We start from the raw sequence: 15,341 nt of genomic DNA, 5'->3' as shown, positions 1-15,341 counted from the left end.
GCCAGCGCCGCTCAGGGGGTGCGAGGAGGGCGGCCGCCGGGCGGGCGGGAGCCGCGCGCGGCCGGGCGGCCCGGTGGCCGGGTGGGCCGCCCGGTCCCGCCGCGGCCCGGGGGCGGCCTGGCGCCGGCAGGTCGGGCGGTGGGGGCGCCGCGCCCCGCCGATGGACCGGCGCCGCCGCTCCGGCCGGGGCCGGCAGCGCTGGTCGGCCGGGCGGAGGGCGGCCGCGGAGCCGAGGAGCGGCTGGCCCCCGTGCCGGGGCCGCCTCGCGGGGCTGGACGGCCCCGGCCGGCGGGTCCGCCGGCGCGCGGGTCGCGCGGCCGGCGGTCGGCCGTGCCGGCGCCGCCCGGGGGGCGGGTGGACGAGCCGGTGGACGGGCGCCGCGCCTGGACCTCGCCGCCGCGGGGCCCCGCGCCGGGGCGGGACGGACCGCCGCGCGCGCCGCCAGCCGCCCGGGCCGGGCGGGGGCCGCGGGCCACCTGCCCCTCGCGGAAGCGCGGCGGGGCCCGGCTCCCGGCGGCGGGCCGCGGGGCGTCGCCGCCGGCCGGCGGAGGTGCCCGCCCCAGGTCCATGCCGAGCCGGGTGGCCAGGTCCGCCACCCCGCCGTCGGGCAAGGAGAGGCTGCGGGCCAGCGCCAGCGGCAGCGGCTCGCGAGAGGCGCCCAGGGCGCGCAGGTGCTCGGGGAGGCGGGCGCGCAGGTCCGCGGTGACGGCCTCCAGCAGCCCGAGATCGGCCAGCCGCTCGCCCTCGGTGAGCAGCAGGTGGGCCCGCTCGGAGAGCGTGCCACGCCCCGCCAGGTCGGCCCGCCGCGCGGCGCGGTAGGTCTCCACCTCGGCGGTGGCCTCGAGGCGCGCCAGGGCGGCCGCCAGGCCGGCGGCGTCGTGGCCCAGGGCGGCGGCGGCCCGGGCCAGGATACCGCCGGCGGCGCGGACGGCGTGCAGCACCTCGTCGCGCTCGCGCCGGCGGTAGGCGCGATCCAGGCCGTGGTGAGCCAGCAGGCGATCGAGGTCGGCGTCGGCCAGCGGCGCCGCGTCCGGGCGGCGGTGGCTGGCCGCCAGCGCCGCCAGCAGCGCCGGGCGCCGGCCGCCGTGGCGGCGGATGAGCTGCTCCAGGGTGTTGCGGCCCGGCGGGAGCAGGAGCTCGTCGAGGAGCGGCAGCGCGGGCCGCGGCGGGGCCGCCGCGCTGGCCGGCGCGGACGGCTTGCGGACCACCAGCACCGGGCGGGCCGCGGCGGCGCGGGCGCCGGCCCGCGCCCTGACGGGTCGGGGCGGCGGCGCGGCCTGCGCCGGTGGGGCGGCCGGGCCGCCCTCCGGCGCCGCCGGAGAGCGGCCCTCCCGCTCGCGCTCGATCACCTGGTCCACCGTGCCGCCGCGGGCCAGGTCGGCCAGCGCCTGGGGTCCGAGCGGCCGCCCCGGCGGCGGATCCGCCAGCAGCGCCCGCGCCGCCAGGAGCTCGTCCCACGTCAGGCCGCCGAGCGCCGCCCGGATGCCGGCCGGCGTGGTCTGCCGCCCCGCCTCGGCGCACCAGCGCGCCACCCGCTCGAGGAGCTCCAGGTCCAGGTCCGCCATAGGGGGCGCACCCTGCGATGGCGCCGCCGGGGAGTCAAGCGCGGGCCGCCGGCGGTTGCCGCACGCTGGTCCGCGTGGTTCACTGCCGCGCATGCCTCCCGTGCCGCGCCCGCGCGCCGCCATCCCGGGCGCCATCGGCGTCCTCCGCTGGGTCCTGCTGGCGCTCCTCATCGCGGCCGCGGCCGCCGCGCTGCTGGGCCTCCCCCGCGCCTTCCAGTCCGGTGGCTCGAGCCTGCTCCGGCTGGTGCCGGTGGCGCTGCTGGTGCTCTTCGTGGGCGGGTACGCGGCCTACCGGTTCGCCCTGGTGCGGGCCGGCCGCTACCCGGCCGGCAAGGCCCTGGTGCGGGTCGGCCTCATGCTGCTGCTGGTCGGAGTCATCGCCAGCATCGCCGTGGAGCGGCCGCCGCCCGCGCCGGTCGGGCCGGCGCTCGACCTGGCGGCGCCGCTCGCCTCGCCCGACCCGGCGCTGCGCGCGCTGGCGGCCGAGGTGCTGCGCGCCCGGCCGCGCGGCGAGGGGCTGCGCCACGCCGCCCGGCTGGCGGCGCTGGCCGAGGACGGCGCCCCGGAGGTGCGCCGCGAGGCGCGCGCCCTCGCTGGGCGCGCTGTCGGGCGTGGACGGCGGCGAGGGGCCCGGATCCGCGGCCCGCTGGCTCGTCCTGCTCGGCGAGCGTGGCCTCCTGCCGGGGCCCTGAGGCGAATCGGCGTCGCGCCGGTGTTTGGCCTTGCAGCCCCGGGCGGGGCTTGATAATGAGAACCGTTATCAAGATGCCGCGCCGCCCTGCCACCACCACCCCCGCCCCCGCGCGCCAGTCCGGACCCGCCCTGGCGCGGGCCGCGCTGCAGGCGCACCTGGCCAGGTCGGGGCTCAAGCACTCCCGCCAGCGCGAGCTGGTGGCCGAGGTCTTCTTCGCCACCGCCGGCCACGTGGCGGTGGAGGAGCTGATCCAGCAGGTCCGGCGCAGCGACCCCAGGATCAGCGTGGCCACCGTGTACCGGACCATGAAGCTGCTGGCCGAGTGTGGCCTGGCGGCGCCGCGCCAGTTCGACGGCGGCCAGACCCGCTACGAGCCGGCCGCCGGCCGCCCCCACCACGATCACCTCATCTGCACCGGCTGCGGGGAGATCGTGGAGTTCGCCAACGAGCAGATCGAGGCCCTGCAGGTGCGCGTGGCCGCCCGCCACGGCTTCCTGGTGGAGACCCACAAGCTGGAGCTCTACGGGCGCTGCCTGCGCTGCCGCCCGGCCCGCGCCGCGGGGGAGGGGCGATGACGCCGCCCGCCACGGCCCGCCAGGAGGAGGCCCTCGAGGCCAAGGAGGTGGTGAGCGCCTCCCGCTCGGTGATCCTGGTCGGCAACCCCAACGTGGGGAAGAGCGTGCTCTTCGGGGCGCTGACCGGCCGCTACGTCACCGTCTCCAACTACCCGGGCACCACCGTCGAGGTGACCCGCGGCCACGCCACCATCGAGGGTGAGCCCTGGCACGTGATGGACACGCCGGGCACCAACAACCTGCTGCCCATGTCGGAGGACGAGCAGGTCACCCGCGACATCCTGCTGGTCGAGCCTGGCTACGTCTGCCTGCAGGTCTGCGACGCCAAGAACCTGCGCCGCGGCCTGCTGCTGACGGCCCAGCTGGCCGAGGCCGGCGTGCCCTTCCTGCTGGCGCTCAACATGGCCGACGAGGCCCGCAGCCGCGGCTTCGCCATCGACCACGAGCGGCTGGCGGCCACCCTGGGCATCGAGGTGGTCCCCACCGTGGCGGTGGAGCGCCAGGGGCTGGCCACCCTGCAGGCCCGGCTCGGCCTGGCCCGCGCCTCCACCTTCCTGCCGCGCTACGACGTGCACATCGAGGCCGCGCTGGCCGAGGTGGCCCCGCTGGTGCCGCCGGGCGGCCTGGGGGCGCGCTCGGTGGCGCTGATGGCGCTGGTGGGTGACGACTCCCTGAGCGCCTACCTGACCACCCGCATGACCCCGGCGGCGCTGCAGCGGCTCGACGGCCTGCGCCGCGGCCTGGCCGCCCGCTACCCCGAGTCCCTGCGCTTCGTGGTGGCGCGGCAGCGGCTGGCGGCGGTGGACCGGCTGCACGACGCGGTGGTGTCGCGCGGCGACCGGTCGATCTCCAGCACCCTGGCGCGCCGCCTGGGCGCCTGGTCCACCCACCCGGTCTACGGCATCCCCATCCTGGTGGCGGTGCTGCTGGCCGCCTACCAGTTCGTCGGGGTGCTGGGCGCCGGCACCCTGGTGGACTTCCTCGAGGACACCGTCTTCCACGGCTGGCTGGTGCCCTGGGTGGAGGCCGGGCTGCGCTGGGCGCTGCCGGCGGGGGCGGTGCAGGAGTTCCTCATCGGCCCGGCCGGCGTGCCCTGGCTCTCGCACGGCGGCTTCGTGGTGGGGCGCTACGGCCTGGTCTCGATGGGGCTCTCCTACGCGGTGGCCATCGTGCTGCCCATCGTCACCACCTTCTTCATCGCCTTCTCCATCCTGGAGGACTCCGGCTACCTGCCGCGGCTGGCGGTGATGGTGAACCAGATCTTCAAGCGCATGGGGCTCAACGGCAAGGCGGTGCTGCCCATGGTGCTCGGCCTGGGCTGCGACACCATGGCCACCATGACGGCCCGCATCATGGAGACGCGCAAGGAGCGGGTCATCGTGACCTTGCTGCTGGCGCTGGCCGTGCCCTGCAGCGCCCAGCTGGCGGTCATCCTGGCCATGACCGCCGGGCTGCCCTTCTCGGCGCTGCTCTGGTTCGCCGGCACGCTGCTCATGGTGATCTTCCTGGTGGGCTGGCTGGCCGCCAAGGTCATCCCGGGCCGCGGCTCCGACTTCATGCTGGAGCTGCCGCCGCTGCGGGTGCCGCAGCTCTCCAACATCGCCGTGAAGACCCTGGCGCGCATCGAGTGGTACCTGCGCGAGGCCATGCCGCTCTTCCTGCTCGGCACGCTGCTGCTGTACGGGCTGGATCGCTTCCAGCTGCTGGCGGCGCTGGAGCGGACCTTCGAGCCCGTCATGAGCGGCCTGCTGGGGCTGCCCAAGGAGGCGGCCGGCGCCTTCATCCTGGGCTTCCTGCGCCGCGACTACGCGGCGGCCGGCCTGTTCCAGCACTACCAGCCCTTCCTCGAGGCCGGCACCATGACCCGGGCCATGGAGATCGAGGTGGTGGTGGCGCTGGTGACCATCACGCTCTTCATCCCCTGCATCGCCAACTTCTTCATGATCCTCAAGGAGCGCGGCTGGCGCACCGGCCTGGGGATGATGGCCTTCATCCTGCCGTTCGCCTTCGGCACCGGGGCGCTGATCAACCGCCTGATGGGGTGGCTCTACTGATGGCCTCGCTCCCGCAGGTCCAGGCCGCGCCGCCGGCCGCCCCCCCGGTGCTGGAGCGCTGCCCGCTCTGCGCCCTGGAGTTCGACGTCTCCGGCCAGGGCTGCCGACCCAGCTGCCCGATGTCGGGCGGCTGCAAGGTGGTGTGCTGCCCGTCCTGCGGCTACAGCTTCCCGCAGGAGAACGCCGGCCTGGCAGGCCGGCTCAAGCAGTTCTTCCAGCGCCGCCGCGCCACCGGGAGCGAGCCCTGAGCACCATGCAGCCGAGGCGGATCGAGGAGTTCCTGGAGACCGTGCTGACCGAGCGGGAGCAGGGGCGGGACGACGCGGCCTCCATCCTGGCCAACGCGGCGCCGGCCCACGCCCCCGGCGCCGCCGGCGCCGACCTCACCGCGCTGGCGGAGGCCGGGCTGGTGCGCCTGGAGGGCGACCGGGTGGCGCTCACCGAGGCCGGCGAGGCGCGGGCCCGCGACGTGGTGCGGCGCCACCGGCTCACCGAGCGGCTCTTCAAGGACCTGCTGGCGGTCTCCGAGACCACCATGGAGGCGCAGGCCTGCGAGCTCGAGCACATCCTCTCGCCCGAGGCCACCGAGTCGGTCTGCACGCTGCTGGGCCACCCGCCCACCTGCCCGCACGGACGGCCCATCCCGCCCGGGGCCTGCTGCGGCACCGCCCGCCAGGACCTGCGCCCGCTGGTGACCGGGCTGCGCCACTTCACCCTGGGGGCGCGCGGCCGCATCGTCTTCATCGCGCCCAAGTTCCACGACCGGATGGACCGCCTGGCCGCCCTGGGGGTCATCCCGGGCAGCGAGGTGCGGCTGCACCAGCGCTCCCCCTCGTACGTCATCGAGATCGGGGAGACCACCATCGCCCTCGATCCCGAGATCGCGGGCGAGATCTTCGTCAAGCCCATCGGGGCCGCCTAGGTCCCTGTCACCCGCCGCCCCGCCCCGGGGTCAGGCAGCGAGGAGCCGCGAGCACAAGATGAGAACCATTATCAAGATTGCCCTGGCCGTGCTGGCCACCGCCGCCCTGGTCCTCCACCCGCGCGCGCTGGCCCAGGAGCCGCGGCCGGCCGCCCCCGGCGACGGGGCCCCCCCGGCGCTCGCCCCGGCCACGCAGGACGACGTGCGGGCCCTCGCCGAGGAGCTGCGACGCCTCAAGCTGGAGCTCGGCCTGCGCGACGCGGAGGTCCAGTCGTTCGGCGGGCTCGGTCCGGCCGCCTCCAAGGTCTACTTCGCCCCCAAGGGGCTCTCCGTCGGCGGCTACGGCGAGGTGGTCTACCGGAACCAGCTGGCCGGCGGCGACGCCGACCAGAGCGACGCGCTGCGGCTGGTGCTCTACGTGGGCTACCGGTTCAGCGACCGGCTGGTCTTCAACTCGGAGGTGGAGTTCGAGCACGGCGGCGCGGAGACCGCGGTGGAGTTCGCCTACCTGGACTACCGCTTCACCGACGCGCTGCAGCTCCGGGTGGGGAACGTGCTGGTGCCGGTGGGCCTGGTCAACGAGCTGCACGAGCCGCCCTACTTCCACGGGGTGCTGCGCCCGGACCTGGAGCGCAACCTCATCCCGGCCACCTGGAACGAGAACGGGCTGGGCCTGCACGGCCAGCACGCCGGGCTGCGGTACCAGGCCTACCTGCTCACCGGCCTGGACGCCGCCAAGGGCGTGAGCGCCCCCACCTGGCTGCGCAACGCCCGCAGCGGCGGCGACCGCTCGCGGGCCCGCACCTTCGCCGGCGTGCTGGCGCTGGCCGCCGACCTCGGGCCGGTGACGCTGGGCGGCTCGGTCTACCGGGGCCGGGCCGGCCAGGGCGACGCGGGGGTGGCCGCCGACGTGACCCTGGCCGAGGTGCACGCCCGCGCCGCCTGGCGCGGCCTGGAGGCCAAGGCCCTCTACGCGGTGGGGACCCTCTCCGACGCGGCGCTGGTCGAGCCCGGTGAGGTGCTCGGGTCGCGGGTGCAGGGCGGCTCCCTCGAGCTGGCCTACGACGTGCTGGCCCTGCTGGCGCCCGGCGGCGAGGGGGCGCTGCTCCCCTTCGTGCGCTACGAGGCCATGGACCTCCACGCCGCGGTGCCGGCCGGCCAGGTCCGCGACCCGGCGCTCGACACCACCGTGCTCACGGCCGGCCTCACCTGGCGGCCCCTCCCCACCGTGGCGCTCAAGGCCGACTGGCAGCGGCGGGACAGCGGGGCGCCGGGGGCGGCGGCCGGCGAGCAGGTCGACCTGGGCGTGGGGTTCGCCTTCTAGGCCGCCATGGCACCCGCCCGCCGCCACCATCCGCTCCTGCTGGCCGCCGCGCTGCTGGCGGCGGCGCCCGCCGCGGCCCAGGCGCCGGCCGGGGCCGACGAGGCCATCGTGCGCTCCCTCTTCCCCGAGGCCGAGGCGGTGGCGGCGCGCGACGTGCTCCTGGGCGACGCGGTGGCGGCGCGGCTGGAGCAGCTGGCGCGGGCCCGGGTGAAGGAGCGGCTGGTCACGTTCTACACGGCCCGCCGGGCGGGGGCGGTGGTCGGCTACGCCGTCATCCACGCCCACGTGGTGCGGACCAAGCGCGAGACGCTGGCGCTGGCCTTCGAGCCCGATGGTCGGATCCGGCGGGTCGCCATCCTGGCCTTCCTGGAGCCGGCCGAGTACCGCCCCTCCGACCGCTGGCTGGCCCAGCTGGCCGGCAAGGGGACGGGTGATCGCCTGGCGGTGGGCGACGATCTCGCCCCCATCAGCGGCGCCACGCTCTCGGCGCGGGGCATCGCCGAGCAGTCGCGCTGGCTGCTGGCGGCCCTGAAGGAGGCCGTGCTGCCCGCGGCGAGCGCGGCGGGGGGGCGGCCGTGAGGCTCCTGGTCGATCCCACCGGGCCGCGCCTGGTCCGCTCGCGGGCGCCGGTGCGCGCCTTCCTGGCCTTCGCGGCGCTGGCCGTGCTGGCGCTCCTGGTGCAGCGGGCGGCGGGCGGCGGGCTCTCCGCGGCGGAGGTGGAGCTCCACTACCTGGGCCTGGCGGAGGGGGAGGGGCTGCCGGTGGCGGCGCTCTTCGAGGAGCTGCACGCCGGGGCCTTCCTCTACGGCTTCGTGCTCTTCATGGTGGGGGCGCTGCTGGCGGTGGGGCGCCTGGCGCCGGGGCCGCGCCGCGCCCTCTTCTCCCTGGCGGTGGCCGCCGCCGCCGCCGACCTGGCCGCGCCCTTCGCGGTGGTGGCCCTGCACGGCGGCGGCGCCCTGCGGGTGGCCTCCACGGCGCTGGCCGCGGCGGCGCTGCTGACCGCCATCGCGGCGGCCGCCATCACCTTCGGCCCGCCGGCCGCCTCCCTCGGCGGCGGGCGGGGCGCCCGTGCCTGAGCGGCTCCCCCCGGCGCAGCGCGCCCCCGCGCTGGTCTTCGCGGCCTGCCTGCTGCTGGTGGCCGGCTCGGCGGCCGTGCTCTTCCTGCTCAAGCTGGGTGCGGGCCCGGACGCGGTGCGGGAGTTCTACCTCGGCTCGGAGGCCCGCTTCACCTCGCCCCGCTCCCTGGCCGGGCTGCTCGAGACCGCCCTGGCCCACCTGGTGGCCATGCCCCTGGCCCTCTTCGCGGCCATCCACACCGTCGGCTGGGCCGGCGCCCTGGCGCCGCGGCTGCTGGCCCGGCTCTCGGCCGCCACCTTCGCCCTGGCGCTGGGCGGGGTGGCGGCCGGCTTCGCCATCCGCTTCGCGGCCCCGTGGCTGGCCTGGTTCAAGGTGGTGAGCTTCCTCGGGCTGGAGGGGCTGCTGGTGCTCTGGGCCCTGCTGCTCGCTGCGGTGGCCTGGCCGCCGCCGCGCCCCGCGCCGCGCGGGGCGCGCGGGGAGCTGCCGGTCGGCGGGTCGGCGAGCGGGCCGGCGTAGGGGAGGGCGGCGGCGGGGTCGGCTCCAACCTCAAGCGGTCCAGCACTCCCGGCGTCCCCAGGAGCCGGCCGTCGGCGTCCACCAGCAGCGCCTCGGCGCCGGCCTCGGCCACCAGGGCCAGGCCGGCCGCGCCGCCCTCCACCAGCGCCGCCTTCGAGAGCACCTCGGCCTCCACCGCGCTGGAGGCCAGGATGGTCACCGAGCGGGCCCCGGCGGCCGGCTGGCAGGTCCTGGGGTCGATGACGTGGTGGTAGCGGCGCCCGCCGGCCTCGAAGAAGTGCTCCGAGTCGCCGCTGGTGGAGAAGGCCTGGTCCGACACCGCCAGCACCCCCAGCGCCTCGAGGGGGCCAGCGCGCGGGCTGCGCACCGCCACCAGCCAGGGCGCGCCGCCGCGGCGCCCCGCGGCGTAGAGATCGCCGCCCGCCTGCAGCAGGAAGTCCTGCAGCCCCATGGCGCGGAGCGCCCGCGCCGCCTGGTCCACCGCCCAGCCCTTGGCCAGGCCACCCAGCCCGACCCGCATGCCGGCCCGCGGCAGGCGGGCGCGGCAGCCGGCGCCGCTCCGGACGAGCTCGAGGGCCCGGTGGTCCACCAGCCGGCAGGCCGCCGCCAGGGCGGCCGGCTCGGGCGGCGCGCGCTGGGTCCCGTCGAAGCGCCACAGGCCGGAGAGCGCGGCCCAGGTCGGGTCGAAGCGCCCGCCGGTCCGCTCGGCGCCGGCCTTGGCCAGGGCCAGCACCTGGCAGAGGTCGCCGGGCAGGTCCACCCAGCCCCGGCCGGCGGCGGCGTTCAGGGCCGAGAGCGGGGAGTCGGGCCGCCACTCGTTCATGACCAGGTCCACCCGGTCGAAGAAGGCGAAGGCGGTCTCCATGGCCGCGGCGGCCCGGTCCGGCGCCACGCCCACCAGCTCGACCGTGCAGAGGGTGCCCATGACCGGGCGCGACTCGGTCACCACCGGCGCGCCGGCGGCGGCGAGCAGCGCGGCCAGCAGGGCGGCGGGCAGGGTGGACATGTGGGACCGTGTACCCCGCGACGCTTCCGGCCGCCATCGGCCGATTTCTGGACGCAGCACCCCCGGTTGGTACGCTGGCGCAGGCTGGTCCATGTCCCTGTCAGGTCGAGCGAAAGTGCGCTGGTTGCTCGCGGTGGTGGCCGTCCTGGTCGCCGCCGCGCTGGCGTTCGACGGCGAGGGGCTGAAGAAGGATCGGGTCATGCGCGAGCAGGCCGCCCAGCTCCGCGTCGAGAACGTCCGGCTGGCGGGTGAGAACGCCCGCCTGGCCCGCGAGGCCCGCGCCCTGCGCACCCGCCCGGCCGCCCTGGAGCGGGCCGCCCGCGAGGAGCTGCGCTTCATCCGGCCCGGCGAGCTGGTCTACCGCCTCGACCCCGTGCCCGGGGCCACCCCGTGAGCCCCTCGGCCGTGCCGCCCCCGCCGCCCGCCCGCGCCCCCATCGGCTCCACCGCCTCGGTGGCGGACCGCCTGGCGCAGCAGCGCCCGCGCCCGCTGCTGGTCTCGCTCTACGCCGCCCTCCTGGGAGACGCCGGCCTCATGGGCGCGCCGGCCCGGCGCCGCGCCGGCCGCGCCCTCCTCTCGGCGGTGCCGGCGGCCGCGGTGGTGGGCGGGGCCGGCCTGCTGGTGCTGCAGCAGCTGCGCGGCCCGTCGCTCGGCTGGCCGCAGGCGGCCGCCCTGGGAGGGCTGGCCCTGGTGACCGGCGGGGCGGCCTGGCGCCGCGGCGCGCTGGCGGCCACCGGGCGGCGCGCCGGGCCGCGCGAGCAGCTCGAGCTGGGCGCGCTCTTCCTGCTCTCGGCGCTGGCGCTGGTGCAGGCCACGGCGGCCGAGGTGGGCGAGCCCCCGCTCCAGCCCATGATCTACCTGGTGATGGCCTTCCTGGTGGCCTTCCTGGACCGCCCGGTGGGCCTGGCGCTGGTGCTGCTGGCGGTGGCGCTGGAGGCGGGCGGCTGGTGGCAGCGCGGCGCGCGGCTCGACGAGCTGCCCGCCCTGGTGGGGCACGCCGGCTTCATGGCGCTCTTCGCGCTGCTCTACCACGCGGCGCTGGCGGCCCGGCTGGGCGCCAGCCGCCGCGCCGAGGCCACCGCGGTGGCGCAGCGGCTGGCCGAGATCGAGCAGCGGGCCCGCGAGTTCCGGCTGCTGGATCCGGAGGCCGCCGGCGGCGACGCCGCCGAGCGGACCCGGCGCTCCACCGAGGCCTCGGTGGTGGAGATCGAGGCGGCGGTGCGCGGCGCCCTGGAGGTGGCCGAGGTGGCCCTGAAGAGCCACACCTGCGCGGTCTTCCTGCTCTCCGACGACGACCAGCACCTGGTGCTGCGCGACCTGCGCAGCCGCAGCGACGCGGTCAGCGGCGCGGCCCTGCCGGCCGGCGAGGGGGCGCTGGGCGGCGCGGTGCGGCGGCGCGCCCCGGTGCGGCTGCAGGGCGACTTCAAGGCCGCCAGCTACTACCTCGACGGCACCCGGCCCGGCGCCCTGCTGGCGGTGCCGCTGGTGGACCGGCGCGGCGGCCACGTGCGCGGCGTGGTGGTGGCCGACCGGCTGGAGGCGCGCCCCTTCGGCGACGAGGACGAGCGGCTGCTGGTGACGCTGGCCGCCGAGATCCTGCGGGCGGTGGCGGCCGAGCGGCTCATGGGCGGCATCAAGACCGCCCGCGACGAGTGGGAGCGCTTCTTCCAGGCGCTGGAGCGGCTCAACAAGGCCACGAAGCTCACCGACGTCTACGACGCCACGCTGCTGGAGGCGCGCCGCATGGTGCCGGGCGCCTGCTTCGGCGCGGTGACCCTGCACGAGGCGGCCGCCGGGCCGGCGGCCCACCGGGTGGCCCGCACCTGGACGGCCGAGGGCTTCAAGGGCGCGGTCCCGGTCGAGGGGCTGACCTTCTCCAGCGAGGGCGGCAGCCTGGTGGCGGCGGCGGTGCGGCTGGAGGCCAGCCTGCCCGCCAAGGACCTCGATCCGGCCCGGGCGCTGGTGTTCGACGCCCCGGCCCGGCTGCGCGGCGTGGAGGCCGTCAAGGTCATCCCGCTGCGGGCCGAGCCGCTCAAGGCGGGCGACCCGGCGGTGCTGGGGACGCTGGTGCTGGGCTCCAGCCTGGCCGGGGTCTTCGACCAGGACCGCATGCGCCAGCTGGAGCTGGTGGCGCTGCAGGCCGGCGAGGCGGTGCAGCGGGCCCGGCTCTTCGACGCCACCGAGCGGCTGGCCACCACCGACGGGCTGACCGGCCTGACCAACCACCGCACCTTCCAGGCGCGGCTCGACGAGCACCTGCTGGGGGCCGAGCGCTACCGGCGCAAGGTCTCGCTGCTGCTGTGCGACATCGACCACTTCAAGTCGGTCAACGACACCTACGGCCACCCGGTGGGCGACGTGGTGCTCAAGGGCGTGGCCCAGGTCATCGCCCGCGAGGCGCGCACCACCGACGTGGTGGCCCGCTACGGCGGCGAGGAGTTCGCGGTGGTCATGCCGGAGACCGACGCCGCCGGCGCGCTGGTCATCGCCGAGCGGATCCGCGAGCGGGTCCGCGCGCTGGTCACCGAGACCGGGCAGGGGCCGCTCCAGGTGACGCTCTCGCTCGGGGTGGCCACCTTCCCCGAGGACGCCGGGTCCAAGGCCGCGCTGGTGGCGCGCGCCGACGCCTGCCTCTACCACGCCAAGCGCCACGGCCGGAACCAGAGCGTGGCGGCCTCGGCGCTCGACGGGCCGCGGCGCGCCCCGCCGGCTCCGGGCGCCTGAGCGCCGTCCCGCCGCGCCCACGCCGACGGCGCCGCCCCGCCCACCGCCGCATCGCAGGCCGCGGTGGCCGCGCCCCGCCGCCGCCTGCTAGAGTCCCTCGCGCCGCCCTCCCGGCGGCGCGAGGAGCCGCCCCGGCGTGAAAAAGAACTTCGTCCTCGACACCAACGTCCTGCTGCACGACCCCCGCAGCCTCTTCGGCTTCGAGGACAACGACGTGGTGGTCCCCATCCACGTCATCGAGGAGATCGACAACTTCAAGCGCGACCTCTCCTCGCTGGGCCGCAACGCCCGCCAGGTCTCGCGCACGCTCGACGAGTTCCGCATCGCCGGGAAGCTGCGCGAGGGCGTCTCGATCGGGCCCGGCAAGGGCACCATCCGGGTGCTGACGGCGCCGCGGCGGCTGCCGCCCGAGGTGGGCGATGGCCACGTCATGGACGACAAGATCCTGGCGGTGGCGCTCGACGTCCTGGAGAAGGAGCCGGGCAAGCCCTGCGTCTTCGTCTCCAAGGACACCAACCTGCGCATCCGCGCCGACGCCCTCGGGCTGCACGCCGAGGACTACGACGTGGAGGGTGTCCAGCTCGACGAGCTGTGGAGCGGGGTGGCCGAGCTCGACGTGGACCCGGAGGTGGTCAACGAGTTCTACGCGGCCGGCGCGGTGCCATGCCCGGCGGGCATGGAGCCGCCCCCGCCCAACGCCTTCGCGGTGCTGCGCGATCGCCAGAACCCGCAGCACAGCGCGGTCGGCAAGTACTCGGCGGCCCGCGGCTCCTTCGTGCAGCTCATCAAGACGCCCAAGGAGGGGGTCTGGGGCATCCGGCCGCGCAACAAGGAGCAGTCCTTCGCCCTCGACCTGCTGCTCAACGACGAGATCCGGCTGGTCACCATCGTGGGCAAGGCGGGCACGGGCAAGACGCTGCTGGCCATCGCCGCCGGCCTGCAGAAGACCATGGAGGAGTCCGTCTACCAGAAGCTGCTGGTCTCGCGGCCCATCTTCCCGCTGGGGCGCGACATCGGCTTCCTGCCCGGCTCGGTGGAGGAGAAGCTCAACCCCTGGATGCAGCCCATCTTCGACAACGTCGAGTACCTCATGAACCTGTCGCGCTCGGAGAAGAAGGCCGGGCGCGGCTGGCACGAGCTGATGGACCTCGGCATCCTGGAGATCGAGCCGCTCACCTACATCCGCGGGCGCTCCATCCCCAACCAGTACATGATCGTGGACGAGGCGCAGAACCTCACCCCGCACGAGGTGAAGACCATCATCACGCGCGTGGGGGACGGCACCAAGATCGTCCTGACCGGCGACCCGTACCAGATCGACAACCCCTACGTGGACCAGACCAACAACGGCCTGATCCACGTGGTCAACCGCTTCAAGAACGAGCGGCTGGCCGGGCACATCACCATGTCGAAGGGCGAGCGCTCGCCGCTGGCGGAGCTGGCGGCCAACCTGCTGTAGCGCGGCGGGCGGCGGGTCCCTGCGGCGGGGCGCGGGTCCCGCGGATCCGACCGATCCCGCGCTGGCGCCCGTGGTCGGGCCGGCCTGCAGGCCGGCCGGTCAGGCCGCGGCGGTCCCGAAGTCGACCAGCTCGACCGGCGCCGACGCCATGCCGAAGGTCACCTCGTCGCGCCAGCCCTCGGCGTCGCCGCCCACCTGCAGGGGCATGGGGCGCTCGAACCGGAGCGCCACCCGCTCGGCGTGGAAGTCGAGCAGCCCCTCGTGGGCGAAGTCCCCCGACCAGATGCGGTGGAGGTTCAGGATCATGGTGGCCACGCCGATGGTGCTGGCCACCCGCACCTGCATCAGCCCGGCGCTGCGGTCGGCCCAGGGGAAGGCCTTGAGCCCCAGCCCGTAGTAGGGGACCGTGCTGGCCGCCGCCATCAGGCAGGGGCCGGCGTAGAGCAGGTCGCCCTTCTCGATGGCCGGGCCGGTGCGGCGCCCGGCGGCGTCGAGCCGGAAGGCCTGGCGGCCGGCGTTGACGATCTCGCAGTAGGAGGGGCGCCGCTCCAGCAGCGCGCGCGGCGCCGAGCGCAGGGCGGCCGCCAGCCCGTACCCGGTCACGCCGAGCCCGAGCGGCTGCAGCGGGGTGCCGGCCAGCCGCTCCTTCAGCCAGATGTAGTCGTTGAGCACCGCGGCGTCGACGCCCACGCCGGCGAAGGGGGTGCGGCGGCCGTCGCAGGTGACCAGGTCGAGCTGCCGCGAGCCGGGCACCTGCCCGGCGACGAAGCGCGCCAGGTCCTCGGCGTGGCGCCGCGGGGTGGCGCCGACCATCTCGGCCACGGCGTTGCCGGTGCCCAGCGCCAGCACGCCGAAGCGCGGCGGGCGGATGCGGCGCCGCTCCGACGACTCCAGGATGCGGTTGACCCAGCCGACGAAGGTGCCGTCGCCGCCGCCGGTGAAGACGGTGCGGTAGCGGCGCGCCACCACCCGGTCGGCGATCTCGGCCGCCTCCTCGTGGCTGCGGGAGAGGTAGAGATCCTCGGGGGGCACCACCTGCGCCAGGGCCCGCCGCACGTCCTCGTTCACCGACTTGGCCCGGGCGTTGAGCAGCACGGCCACCCGGCCCGACAGGTCGGTCGGGGCGGTGAAGGCGGCCTGCTCAGCGGCGGAGACCAGTCGAAGCATGAACACCCCTTGGGGTCCTGTGACGCGTATGTCGCGATGATGGAGCAAGTGGGGTGCCACGGCGCGTCAGAGGCGAAATCGCCCTGATTTCAAGGCCGGCGTACCGCGGTCGGGTGACGCGTCACCGGGGCGTGGCGGGAAGCGCGGGTGCCAGCTGCGAACCTGGCTACGCACCTCGCCCACAGGCCACGGGCCCTGGCGCCGGCGCTCCTCGAAAAGGCGCCTGGGCCATTTGACAGGTCGTGACGCGATCTTAGG

General features: G+C 76.5%; 13 protein-coding genes and 2 pseudogenes. 12 read left to right on the top strand and 3 right to left on the bottom strand.

Features of this window, described 5'->3' with window-relative positions; all coding sequences use genetic code 11:
• Positions 1 to 11 precede the first annotated feature (11 nt).
• On the bottom strand, positions 12 to 1,565 hold the full coding sequence (locus IPO09_08015) for a Fis family transcriptional regulator (GenBank protein MBK9517284.1): 1,554 nt from the start codon (positions 1,563 to 1,565) through the stop codon (positions 12 to 14).
• A gap of 91 nt (positions 1,566 to 1,656) precedes the next feature.
• Between IPO09_08015 and IPO09_08010 the strand changes: the two are divergent.
• From IPO09_08010 to IPO09_07970, 9 genes and pseudogenes are all read left to right on the top strand, one after another.
• Positions 1,657 to 2,257 (top strand): annotated as a pseudogene (locus tag IPO09_08010) (HEAT repeat domain-containing protein).
• A 73-nt stretch (positions 2,258 to 2,330) separates the two neighbouring features.
• Positions 2,331 to 2,834, top strand: coding sequence for a transcriptional repressor (locus tag IPO09_08005; protein MBK9517283.1), 504 nt, complete (start codon positions 2,331 to 2,333; stop codon positions 2,832 to 2,834).
• Entirely contained in the window at positions 2,831 to 4,888 is a 2,058-nt protein-coding gene (feoB, locus tag IPO09_08000) for a ferrous iron transport protein B (GenBank protein ID MBK9517282.1), read from the top strand. Before IPO09_08005 ends, feoB begins: the two co-directional genes overlap by 4 nt.
• Complete coding sequence (locus tag IPO09_07995) at positions 4,888 to 5,136, top strand: hypothetical protein (protein ID MBK9517281.1); 249 nt, start codon at positions 4,888 to 4,890, stop codon at positions 5,134 to 5,136. Before feoB ends, IPO09_07995 begins: the two co-directional genes overlap by 1 nt.
• 5 nt (positions 5,137 to 5,141) lie before the next feature.
• Positions 5,142 to 5,810 carry a metal-dependent transcriptional regulator gene (locus tag IPO09_07990; protein MBK9517280.1) on the top strand — a complete coding sequence of 223 codons (669 nt, stop codon included), beginning with the start codon at positions 5,142 to 5,144 and terminating at the stop codon, positions 5,808 to 5,810.
• A 58-nt stretch (positions 5,811 to 5,868) separates the two neighbouring features.
• Positions 5,869 to 7,134 (top strand): hypothetical protein, encoded by a 1,266-nt coding sequence (locus tag IPO09_07985; protein MBK9517279.1) that lies wholly within the window; start codon positions 5,869 to 5,871, stop codon positions 7,132 to 7,134.
• 6 nt (positions 7,135 to 7,140) lie between these two features.
• A complete protein-coding gene (locus tag IPO09_07980; GenBank protein MBK9517278.1) occupies positions 7,141 to 7,713 on the top strand; it encodes an FMN-binding protein in 573 nt (190 codons plus the stop codon).
• Between the two features lie 5 nt (positions 7,714 to 7,718).
• Positions 7,719 to 8,210 (top strand): hypothetical protein, encoded by a 492-nt coding sequence (locus IPO09_07975; GenBank protein ID MBK9517277.1) that lies wholly within the window; start codon positions 7,719 to 7,721, stop codon positions 8,208 to 8,210.
• Positions 8,203 to 8,727, top strand: coding sequence for a hypothetical protein (locus IPO09_07970; protein MBK9517276.1), 525 nt, complete (start codon positions 8,203 to 8,205; stop codon positions 8,725 to 8,727). Before IPO09_07975 ends, IPO09_07970 begins: the two co-directional genes overlap by 8 nt.
• A gap of 31 nt (positions 8,728 to 8,758) precedes the next feature.
• Here IPO09_07970 and IPO09_07965 read toward each other — a convergent pair.
• Positions 8,759 to 9,826, bottom strand: a pseudogene (locus IPO09_07965) (FAD:protein FMN transferase).
• Here IPO09_07965 and IPO09_07960 point away from each other — a divergent pair.
• The 3 genes from IPO09_07960 (at position 9,825) to IPO09_07950 (ending at position 13,916) form a co-directional block, all read left to right on the top strand.
• Entirely contained in the window at positions 9,825 to 10,127 is a 303-nt protein-coding gene (locus IPO09_07960; protein MBK9517275.1) for a septum formation initiator family protein, read from the top strand. The pseudogene IPO09_07965 and the gene IPO09_07960 overlap by 2 nt on opposite strands.
• Positions 10,124 to 12,457, top strand: coding sequence for a diguanylate cyclase (locus IPO09_07955; GenBank protein ID MBK9517274.1), 2,334 nt, complete (start codon positions 10,124 to 10,126; stop codon positions 12,455 to 12,457). The genes IPO09_07960 and IPO09_07955 overlap by 4 nt, the downstream gene beginning before the upstream one ends.
• 136 nt (positions 12,458 to 12,593) lie before the next feature.
• Positions 12,594 to 13,916 (top strand): PhoH family protein, encoded by a 1,323-nt coding sequence (locus IPO09_07950; protein ID MBK9517273.1) that lies wholly within the window; start codon positions 12,594 to 12,596, stop codon positions 13,914 to 13,916.
• Positions 13,917 to 14,015: 99 nt separating this feature from the next.
• On the opposite strand, the gene IPO09_07945 is transcribed toward IPO09_07950, so the two are convergent.
• Positions 14,016 to 15,083: a diacylglycerol kinase gene (locus IPO09_07945; protein MBK9517272.1), complete on the bottom strand. Its 1,068-nt coding sequence runs from the start codon at positions 15,081 to 15,083 to the stop codon at positions 14,016 to 14,018.
• Positions 15,084 to 15,341 lie beyond the last annotated feature (258 nt).

Origin of the sequence: Anaeromyxobacter sp. (assembly GCA_016718565.1) — a bacterium.
Taxonomy (GTDB): Bacteria; Myxococcota; Myxococcia; order Myxococcales; family Anaeromyxobacteraceae; genus JADKCZ01.
Note: the sequence above shows the minus strand (reverse complement) of the source record. Positions and strands in the feature narration are given on the sequence as shown.